We start from the raw sequence: 7,792 nt of genomic DNA, 5'->3' as shown, positions 1-7,792 counted from the left end.
GGCGACCGAACGTCCCGCCGACGTCGAGCCGGTGAAGGCGACCTTGTCCACACCGGGGTGGGCGACCAGGGGGGCGCCGGTCTCCCGGCCTCCGGGCACCACATTGATCACGCCCGGCGGGATTCCGGCCTCCGCGACCGCTTCCGCCCACAGGAAGTTGTCCAGCACGGCCTCCGGCGAGGGTTTCACCACCACGGTGCAGCCCGCGGCCAGCGCGGGGGCGTACTTGAACGTCGCCAGCATCTGCGGGTCGTTCCAGGGCACGATGGCGGCCACGACCCCGACCGGCTCCCGCCGGACCAGCGTGGTGCCGCCGAACATGCCGGGCCGGCGTTCCTCGAAGGCGGCCTCCTTCGCCAGGCCGGCGTAGTAGCGCAGCACCAGCGGCGGGAACAGGCCCTCCAGCCGCTCGGCCGTTGAGACCGGCATTCCGTTCTGGGCGCTGACCCGTCGTACCATCTCGGGCGCGCGTTGTTCCAGGGCGACGGCGAGCCGTTCCATGGCCTCGGCGCGGCGCGCCGGTTCCCAGTGCGACCACCCCGCCGGGTCGTCGAAGGCCGCGCGCGCGGCACCGACCGCGGCGTCCACGTCGGCCTCGACCGCCTCGGGGACCCGGCCGATGATCTCCTCCGTGCTCGCGGAGGTCACCTCGATGGTGCGGTCGGAGCTGGGGGTTATCCAGTCGCCCCCGATGTAGAGCCTGTCGTATGTGTGCAGCATGAATGTCTCCGTGGTGGGTTCGAGGGTCAGGGGAAGGTCAGGACCGGCTTGAGGGTGAGGCCCTTCTCGGAGTCCTCGACCGCCTCGTTGATCCGGTCCAGTGGGTAGGTGCGGATCAGCCGGTCGAAGGGGAAACGGCCCTGGCGGTACAGCTCCAGCAGCCGCGGGACGAAGATGCGGGGGACGCTGTCGCCCTCGGAGATGCCGCGCACGCCCCGGCCGAGAATCAGCCCCAGCATGTCCAGGGAGACCTCCGAGCCGGGCGCCGCGACACCGATGAGCCCGCAGGTACCGCCCTGGCCGAGTGCGTCCACCGCCTGCCGCAGCACGGCGGGGACACCGGTGGTCTCCAGAGTGAATTCCACGCCGACACCGCCGGTCAGCTCGCGGAGGTGTCCGACCGTGTCGCCCTCGGAGCCGTTGACGACATGGGTCGCCCCGAGTTCCTTGGCGAGGGCGAGCCGCTGGTCGTTGAGGTCGACGGCGACGATGGTCGTGCAGCCCGCCACCGCCGCGGCCATCACCGCGCTGATCCCGACGGAACCCGCGCCGAACACGGCGATGCTGCTGCCCGCCTCCGGGCGCAGCGAGTTGAGGACGGCGCCCGCCCCGGTCTGGGTCCCGCAGCCGAGCGGGCCGAGCAGTTCCAGTGGCAGATCGTGGGGCACCTTGACCACATTGCGTTCGTTGCAGACGGCGTGGCCGGCGAAGGACGACTGCCCGAAGAAGGCGCCGCCCACGTCCTCCCCGGCGCGGTGCAGCGGCGTGCTGCCGTCCATTCGCCGTCCGAAGAAGTTGGCGGGCACGAACAGATCGCAGTAGGCCGGACGGCCACGCAGACAGTTGCGGCAGGCGCCGCACCAGCTGAAGGCGAGGATGACGTGGTCGCCGGGGCGCACCTGGGTCACGCCGGCGCCGACAGCCTCGCCCACGCCCGAGCCCTCGTGGCCGAGTACCGCCGGCAGGTTTACCGGGAGCCACTGGTCGCGGGCCACCAGGTCGCTGTGGCACACCCCGGCGCCGACGATGCGGACCAGTACCTCGTCCGCGCGGGGTGGTTCGATGTCGACCACCGAGAGGGTGAAAGGCGCTCCCGGACTCTCCGTCACAGCAGCGGTGATACGCATGGGTGGCTCCTTTGCCAGGATGCGGTGCGGGGATGGTGCATCGGTCGCGGTCCCGATCCGGCCCGGACCGCTGTTCGGTCCGGGCGCCGGGGCGCCGGTCGCGGATGTCAGGCGCGAGTCGGCGTGTCGGCCGGCGCAGTCGGTTTGCGCAGCGCCGCGAACTCCACGACCTGCGCGGCGATGGTGGACAACTGGTCGTCGACCGCTTGGTCCAGGCACCCACCGGCCGGTCCGAAGACCTTGGCCGAGGTGTTGATGGCCGCTCCGTACGGGCTCGGCCAGCCGCGCAGAGCGTGCACGGTGACGCTGAGGCTGTGCAGGGTGGAGACGGAGGCCTGCCAGCCGTACGCGACGGCGACGCAGCCGACCGGCATGCCGTCGAGGTAGACACGGGGGTCGTCCCGCAGGTCTTCCACGTAGTCCAGGGCGTTCTTGATCATCCCGGAGAGAGTGCCGTGGTATCCGGGCGAGGACAGCAGCAGGCCGTCCGCCTTCCGGATCCCCTCGATCAGCCTGCGCACTTCGGTGGAGCGGTGTGCGGACCCGGGATCGTGGATCGGCAGCATCAGATCGCGTCCGGTGATCAGCTCGACGACCGCGCCCCGCTCCCGCGCGGCCGCCGCGACGACGCGCAACGCCTGTTCGGAACTTGAGCCGGATCGCCTGGAACCTCCGACGGCGAGGAGTCGCACGGCGCCCGCGGTCGGAGTCCGGTGGTCAGACACGGACCCCGGCTTCCTTGACGAGCGGAAGCACCTTCTCCGCGAAGTGGGCGAGTTCCGGTTCGTAGTCCAGGAAGCCGAACACCATGCCGTCGACTCCAGCCTCGGCGATGGCGACGAGCCGCTCCGCCACCTGTTCGGGGTGCCGACGATCGGATAGCCGCCGCTGGTGGTGGTGACGAAACGTTCCTGTACGTGGCGCAGTTGATCATCGAAGGATTCGCTGTTCAGCCCCACGAAGCGCATGTGGTTGGCGACGGCCTCCCAGTCGGCGTGGGCGATGATCCGCTCGTAGCGTGCCTTCGCCTCGGCCTCGGTGTCCGCGCAGCAGATCGTCTCGTACGTCATGACGCTGATGTCGCGGCCGTGTTCCTCGCGGGCGATGCCCTTGAGCTGCTGCACATGGTCGCGGGCCCTGTCCAGGGTGAAGATGGAGGTGAAGTTGACGTCGGTGTGCTTCACCGAGAACCGGACGCCGGCGGGTGGGCTGCCCGCGTTGATGATCGCCGGTCCACCCGCCCGCAGGGGCTTGGGATACGACTCCGCGCCGGTCACCTCGAAGTGCTTTCCGCGCAGATCGAAGGGCTCGCTCTCGGCCCACAGCCGCCTGACGATCGTCACCCACTCCTCGCCGAAGCAGTAACGCTCGTCGTGCTCCAGCAACTCTTGGCCGAACATGGCCGGCTCGGGGGAGAGCCACCCCATGACGATGTTCAGCGCGAAGCGCCCGCCGGAGATGAGGTCGATCGTGGTCGCCGCCTTCGCGGCCACGACCGTGATCCGTTTCGTCCGGGCGGCTAGTCCGGCCGCCCAGGTGAGGGTCTCGAAGACCCCGCCGCCGGCGTTGGTACGCCCGCCCAGTCCCTTCCACCGGGAGAACGGCAGCAGCATGTCGAACCCGATGTCGTCGGCCAGTTCGGCGACGGCCTCGACGCCCCGCCAGCTGATCTCGAAGCTGCCGGGGGCCATCGGTGATGCAGAGTCCCTGGCTCGCGTTGGTGCCGAAGAGCCCGAGTTTGAAGGTTTGGTCAACGCCTCCGAGAGGCGTGGCCCGTACGTCGTTGTCGTTGACAGTGTCCGTACTTGGCATGACTGCTCCTGTTTGACTCTACGTCTTGGAAAAGCGGGCCCGGACCTGTCCCAGGCCCTGGATCTCCGCTTCCACCTCGTCGCCCCCAGCGACCGGCACCATCGGCCCGAGCGCACCGGTCAGCACCACATCGCCGGCGCGCAGCGGGGTGCCGAGCGCGCACATCCGGTCGGCCAGCCAGCGGGCGGCGAACAGCGGGTTGCCGAGGCAGTCCGCGCCCGCGCCGGTGGAACGCTCCTGGCCGCCGACCCGCATCGACATCCTGACCCCGGCGAGGTCGAGGGCGGAGAGCGCAACCGGCACGGTCCCCAGAACGAACCGGCCGGACGAGGCGTTGTCGGCGACGGTGTCGGCGAAGGAGATGTCCCAGCCGGCGATCCGGGAGTCGACGATCTCCAGCGCGGGCAGCGCGAACGCGGTCGCGGCGATCACATCGGCGACGGTGTGGACGCCCAGATCCAGGCCGTCGCGCAGGACGAGGGCCACTTCGGCCTCGACCTTCGGCTGGAGGAGCGCCCCGGTTGGTACCTCCTCGCCGTCGCCGTGCCCGAGGTCGGCGAAAAGGGTGCCGAAGTCGGGCTGCCCGACGCCGAGTTGGGCCTGTACGGCGGGGGAGGTGAGGCCGATCTTTCGGCCGCACACCCGTTGGCCGTGTTCGCTGACGGCACGTTCCACGTTGCGTCGCTGGACCTCGTAGGCACCGTCAGCGTCATCGGGGTCGAGCAGGTCCCGTACGGGCGGGCAGGGCCGCCCGTTGCGGGCGGCCTCCCACAGCCGGTCGGCGGCGGCCTGGACGGGATCCATGTCAGCCGTCCGCCCGCATGAAGGTGAGGATCTGCTGCTCGAACTCCTGCTGGGCCTCGACCATGACCCAGTGGCCGCAGTTGGGCACCACGTGCAGTCGCGCGTTGGCCATCTGGTGCAGTATGTGCAGGCTGGAGTCGAGCGGCAGTACGTGGTCCTCGCGGCCCCACAGCAGCAGCGTTTCGTGGGTGATCTCGCCGACCCGCTTCCAGTGCTTGGGGGAGAGCCCGCGGGTGATCCAGTTCTTGAACATCCGGGCGTTATAGGCCAGCGACTCGGGTTCGACGGCGGCCTCGTAACGCTCCTTCAGGGTCTCGGCGGGAATGGCGTCCCCGTCGAAGGTCAGCGCGTCCACCAGCGCCTTCATCGCCTCGGGGGACGGAGCCTGGGCGAAGCGGACCAGCGACTTGCCCTCGGTGGTGACGTTGTCGCTGGTGATCGGGAGCGCGCCGCCGGCCGGTGCCATCAGGATCAGCCGGTCCACCCGCTCCGGGTACGACAGCGTGAACTCCAGGGACGCTGCACCGCCCATCGAGTTGCCGACCGGGGTGACCTTGTCGACACCGAGGTGGTCCAGGAGCTGGATCAGCACCCTGGCGGTGAGTTCGTGCTGGGGCTCGTCGTGCTCCGGCTTGTCAGTGAGCCCGAAGCCCGGCTGGTCGACGATCAACAGCCGGAAGTGCGGGGTGAGGGTGGCCAGATTCTGCTTGAAGTTGCTCCAGCCGCTCGCGCCGGGGCCGCCGCCGTGCAGCATCAGCAGCACCGGGCCGCTTCCCGCGTCGTGGTAGTGGACGCGCATCTCCTTGAGATCGGCGTAGCGCGACGTCGATTCCCTGGTGAGGTTCTGGGGGGTGGTGGTCAACGGATTTCCTCCAGATCGGTGTCGGCCCGGCCGGCTGTCGCCGGGGTGAGGCCGAAGAATTCGACGGCGTTGCGACCGAGGACGCCGGCCGTCTGCGTGGGGGTGAGGACGCCCTGCCCGGCGGCGTCGGTGACGATTTCGTGGGCGGGGCGGAGATAGCCGGGCAGGAAGGGGTGGTCACTGCCCACCATGAGGTGATCGGCGCCGAACCGGGTGGTCAGCAGCCGCAGATGCTCGGGGTCGAAGACCAGGGAGTCGACCCAGAGGGTGCCGACCAGCTCGTCGTAGCGGGCCGGGGCGGTCGCGCCGCCGGTCGCGGTGGCGAACGCCCGGGTCCTCGGGTACGTCCAGGGGAAGGAGCCGCACCCGTGCGCGAGCGCGACCCGCAGTCCGGGGAACTCCTCCAGCACGCCGCCGAAGACGAGCGCGGTCGCGGACAGGGCGGTGTCGGTGAGCATACCGACGCCGAACTCGTACGGCTGGCCCCGGCGCCGGGTGGCACCGCCGCCGTCCGTGGGGTGCACGAGCAGGGGTACCCCCAGCTCCTCGGCCGCCGCGAAGAACGGCCGCAGCTCCGGGTCGTCGAGTTCGTGCCCGGCGACCTGGGTGCCGATCTCGGCGCCAACGAGGCCCAGTTCGCCGGTCAGCCGCCGCAGTTCGCGTACGGCGGCGCCCGGTTCCTGGAGCGGCACCGCGCCGATGGCGGCAAGCCGGCCGCCGGAGGCGGCCACCGCCTCGGCCAGCAGGTCGTTCTGCTCGCGCAGGAACTCCTCGGCTGCCTTCGGGTCGCCCCAGTACGCCAGGGTCACCGGGACGGGGGAGAGGACCTGGAGGTCGACTCCCGCAGCGTCGAGGTCGGCCAGCCGGGCCGGTACGTCCCACAGGGACCGGCTCACCTTGCGGAACACCTCGGACCCGCGCATGATCCGCCCGGACCCTTCGTCGTCGGCCACCAGGTGGGGCCACCGCGGATCGCCGGTGCGGGCCGACTGATCGGTGAGGCCGAGCGGGAACCAGTGGGCGTGGACGTCGACGACCAGGTCGCGGCCGGTCCCGCTGTCCGAACTCACCGGGACGCCTGCCCGGTCAGCAGCGACGGGCTCTCGATCTTCTTCCCGGTCATGAAGCGCTCCCGCTGGAGTGCCTTGTCACCGGCGGTCTTCCGCAGCTCGGCCAGATCCTTCTCCAGCTGTACCGGGTCGTCCGAGTGGAAGAGGAACTTCTTGCTCCGGGTGGAGATCGGCGAGGTGTAGTCGAGGAAGACGCGGCGCCTGTCTTCCGCGTACCGGTCCAGGACCTCGTCACCGATCTGACCGTGGATCACCGCGGCCAACGCCTCGAACAGCACAAAGGAGTCGAACAGGCCCGTCAGGAGCCCGAATCCGCTGGTGGGATTGGTGGCGTGTGCGGCGTCACCGGCCAGCAGGACCCGTCCCACACGGAACCGCTCCGCCGCCCGCTGGTGCATCCGGTACGACGAGTACTGGACGAGTTCGTACTCCTCGCCCGCCGGCAGGACGGCGTCGAAATAGCTGGGGATCCGTTCCCGGACCTGTTCTTCCGGAAGCGCGGCGTCCTCGAAGTAGGTACAGCGCCACAGCCCCGTGTCGTCGATCTTGGAGACGACGGCTCCGTACACGGGGTCGATCTGCATCGTCGAGGGGGTGTAGCCGTAGCGGTCGAAGTCGAAGCGGACATTCGTTGCCACGAACCGCTCCGGCCACGTCAGTCCGTCGAAGTTCAGCCCCAACAGCTGCCGGACCGTACTGCGCGCGCCGTCGGTGCCGATGACCCAGCCGGCGCGGAACTCACGCGGGCCGTCCGGTGTGTCGGCGCTGACCGTGACGCCGTCGGAGTCCTGGGACAGCTCCGTCACCGTGGCGTTCCACACGACGGAGACGTTTGGGAAGCGCGCCAGGTGCGCGAGCACGACCTCCGCCAGCCGGTCCTGGCCCAGATGGAGGTTGAAGGGGTGGCGCACCTCGTCGCCCAGCACCCCGTCGTAGTGGAAGGAGATGGTCTCCCCGGTCGTGAACAACCGGAAGGACGACCAGTTGGACGTGGTGAAGCCAGCCTTGGTGAGGTCGTCGAGCAGGCCCATCCGCTCCAGCCCGTCGTGCGCGGCCCAGTGGTACACCATGGCGCGCGGCTCGTCGACGACTGCCGGTTCCTTCTCCAGCACGGTGACGTGGACGCCGGCCTGCGCCAGTCCCAAGGCGTTGACCAGGCCGACCGGCCCGGCCCCGACGATCAGCACACTGTTGCGGTTCATTCTGTGCTCCGGGATTCTGCGAGTTGCAGCGCGATGTCGATGATCATGTCTTCCTGCCCGCCCACAAATCCGGCCTCCCCGACCCGCTGGAGGATCTCGTGGGCCGGTACGCCGTACCGGGTGGCCGCGCGCGCGGCGTGCAACAGGAAGCTGGAGTACACCCCTGTGTAACCCTGCGTGATCGACGCGCGGTCC

Annotated in this window: 7 protein-coding genes and 1 pseudogene; all 8 read right to left on the bottom strand. The window is 69.9% G+C overall.

The features are described from left to right. Positions 1-720 (bottom strand): aldehyde dehydrogenase family protein (locus tag KVT44_RS55015; RefSeq protein ID WP_217576708.1); only part of this gene is annotated, 720 nt, incomplete at its 3' end. Positions 721-746: 26 nt separating this feature from the next. After that, on the bottom strand, positions 747-1,847 hold the full coding sequence (locus KVT44_RS55010; RefSeq protein ID WP_217576706.1) for an NAD(P)-dependent alcohol dehydrogenase: 1,101 nt from the start codon (positions 1,845-1,847) through the stop codon (positions 747-749). Between the two features lie 107 nt (positions 1,848-1,954). Beyond that, positions 1,955-3,775: an LLM class flavin-dependent oxidoreductase gene (locus KVT44_RS59680; RefSeq protein ID WP_308314424.1), complete on the bottom strand. Its 1,821-nt coding sequence runs from the start codon at positions 3,773-3,775 to the stop codon at positions 1,955-1,957. After that, positions 3,678-4,463 carry a 2-keto-4-pentenoate hydratase gene (locus KVT44_RS55000; protein ID WP_217576704.1) on the bottom strand — a complete coding sequence of 262 codons (786 nt, stop codon included), beginning with the start codon at positions 4,461-4,463 and terminating at the stop codon, positions 3,678-3,680. The genes KVT44_RS59680 and KVT44_RS55000 overlap by 98 nt, the downstream gene beginning before the upstream one ends. Position 4,464: 1 nt before the next feature. Continuing rightward, a complete protein-coding gene (locus tag KVT44_RS54995) occupies positions 4,465-5,325 on the bottom strand; it encodes an alpha/beta fold hydrolase (RefSeq protein WP_217576702.1) in 861 nt (286 codons plus the stop codon). Next, positions 5,322-6,395, bottom strand: a complete 1,074-nt coding sequence (locus KVT44_RS54990; RefSeq protein ID WP_217576700.1) for an amidohydrolase family protein — start codon at positions 6,393-6,395, stop codon at positions 5,322-5,324. The genes KVT44_RS54995 and KVT44_RS54990 overlap by 4 nt, the downstream gene beginning before the upstream one ends. Beyond that, positions 6,392-7,597 carry an NAD(P)/FAD-dependent oxidoreductase gene (locus KVT44_RS54985; RefSeq protein ID WP_254651212.1) on the bottom strand — a complete coding sequence of 402 codons (1,206 nt, stop codon included), beginning with the start codon at positions 7,595-7,597 and terminating at the stop codon, positions 6,392-6,394. Before KVT44_RS54985 ends, KVT44_RS54990 begins: the two co-directional genes overlap by 4 nt. Next, a pseudogene (locus tag KVT44_RS54980) lies at positions 7,594-7,792 on the bottom strand (4-hydroxy-2-oxovalerate aldolase); the annotation flags it as partial. The pseudogene KVT44_RS54980 and the gene KVT44_RS54985, both read right to left, overlap by 4 nt.

It is taken from the genome of Streptomyces sp. GbtcB7, from assembly GCF_019091445.1.
Classification (GTDB): domain Bacteria; phylum Actinomycetota; class Actinomycetes; order Streptomycetales; family Streptomycetaceae; genus Streptomyces; species Streptomyces mirabilis.
Note: the sequence above shows the minus strand (reverse complement) of the source record. Positions and strands in the feature narration are given on the sequence as shown.

What these genes read in the sequence shown, in the direction of transcription:
- KVT44_RS55010 (WP_217576706.1), bottom strand. Translation starts at nt 1,847, where the DNA reads ATGCGTATCACCGCTGCTGTGACGGAGAGTCCGGGAGCGCCTTTCACC.
- KVT44_RS55000 (WP_217576704.1), bottom strand. Translation starts at nt 4,463, where the DNA reads ATGGATCCCGTCCAGGCCGCCGCCGACCGGCTGTGGGAGGCCGCCCGC.
- KVT44_RS54985 (WP_254651212.1), bottom strand. Translation starts at nt 7,597, where the DNA reads ATGAACCGCAACAGTGTGCTGATCGTCGGGGCCGGGCCGGTCGGCCTG.